General features: G+C 30.3%; 3 protein-coding genes. All 3 read right to left on the reverse strand.

What is annotated here, in order from left to right:
• Positions 1-546 precede the first annotated feature (546 nt).
• From LOK41_RS28050 to LOK41_RS28060, 3 genes are read right to left on the reverse strand one after another with little or no spacing between them, the layout of a single operon-like run.
• Positions 547-744, reverse strand: a complete 198-nt coding sequence (locus LOK41_RS28050) for a damage-inducible protein DinB (RefSeq protein WP_241819360.1) — start codon at positions 742-744, stop codon at positions 547-549.
• 36 nt (positions 745-780) lie between these two features.
• Positions 781-1,236 (reverse strand): hypothetical protein, encoded by a 456-nt coding sequence (locus tag LOK41_RS28055; RefSeq protein WP_241819361.1) that lies wholly within the window; start codon positions 1,234-1,236, stop codon positions 781-783.
• Entirely contained in the window at positions 1,233-1,538 is a 306-nt protein-coding gene (locus LOK41_RS28060) for a PadR family transcriptional regulator (RefSeq protein ID WP_241819362.1), read from the reverse strand. Before LOK41_RS28060 ends, LOK41_RS28055 begins: the two co-directional genes overlap by 4 nt.
• Positions 1,539-1,637: the final 99 nt, after the last annotated feature.

Raw genomic sequence — 1,637 nt, forward strand, 5'->3', positions numbered from 1 at the left:
CCCTGGCCAATTTTTAACCAAACTTTATTTCAAAGCTATAACTCCTATCTGTTCATTCTCACTATCATGAGGTAATCACTACTTATTAATGATAATACAGCAATTTTATTGTTAGCAGTCATTATAAAAAGTCTTTCTCTGTGAGTGGATCAAAAAGGAAGTAATTCGTGCCGTGCCTCATACCCATCAACTTAAGAAAAGTAAACACCCCAAAAACGAAAAAAAGAGCTGACTTCTCCAAATAACTAACTATAGAGAAAGAAAAATTTCATTTAGGGGGTATTTTGTTTTGTTAGCTTGATAGTGATGGGGTAGTACCAACCAAACGCGAATTTCGTACGCTAAGAAAAATTCTATAAAGAAAAAGCCGATTTCCTGTATGTTAAGAAATCAACTTTTTAGAGAGTATCTATTTGATACATATTCTTTGTGATTAGCTTTTTAAAGCTAATCTATATTTTTAAAAAATGAAGGAATATATAAGAGCTGTCGAAACAGCTCTTAAGATTAACAAATTATAGTCCTTTTATTATGTAATGAGGTTATCTAATTATCTCCATCCTCTTTTTTATATAATTCATCTGCTTTATATACACTAAAAGACAAAACTATTACTGATAAAATAACAAAAACTACCCAATAACCAATATTATATATCGCAAGTGCTACTGCTATAGCACTAAACATTACAGTTGAAATAAACCCCCATATTATTTTTACATCTTTCAGAACTTTATAATTCATGATTCCCCCTCTCCTTTCATAAAAAATTAGCGAAGTTTAGCTTTCTAATTTATCAAACTTTAATTTGCCGGTAGGTAAAAACACATCCTCTTTTTGAGTTACTTTTATTACTCGCATAATCCCTCTTACTAAACCAACTACATAACCAACAAATAGCCCCAAGCCAACACCAATTAGTAATAATAATTCAGGTGATAATTCTGAAATTGAGGGAGTGTAATTAGCAATAAAATACCCACCGAATAATCCTAATAGAATCAATGAAACAATGATTAAAAGACGCTTAAAAACAGAATGAAGCATAATATCACGAATTTTTTTATCCATATTAATAATTCCCTCCACTAAATTTAAAAATCTCGCATCCATAGCATTAATAAATACATCAATCACTTCTTTCAAAGAGAGCTTCCTGTTCTCCAAAATATATAAAAATTCATCTCCATAGCGTTTTCTCCACTTTTTGGGATACAAATTAATAAGCCATTTCATATCAGCCCCAACCTTTTAAACCCTAACTTGGTGACATTCTCAATTTCCTTTAATTTTTCTTGTAAATATTCTCTGCCTTCAGATGTTATTTGATATGGTTTCCTCCTATCTTTTGTGGAAATGGATTCAATGAGATTTTTCTTTTCCATGCGACTAATAGCACCATATAAAGTACCAGGACCGATTTTAATATCATAGGAGTTTTCAATATCCTCCATAATTGCATACCCATGTTTGTTACCCTCAGCCAAACTGATTAAAATAAATAATGTAGGTTCTGAAAATCGTTCAATTGAACTCATAATTCTTTTGTTTGTCTCCTTTCCATTATTACGTTATACGATATATCGTATAACGTAATAATAGTCGTAAAAAAAATATTAGTCAACTATATATTTTTT

Origin of the sequence: Bacillus sp. TL12 (assembly GCF_022625245.1) — a bacterium.
In the GTDB taxonomy this organism is placed as follows: domain Bacteria; phylum Bacillota; class Bacilli; order Bacillales; family Bacillaceae_G; genus Bacillus_A.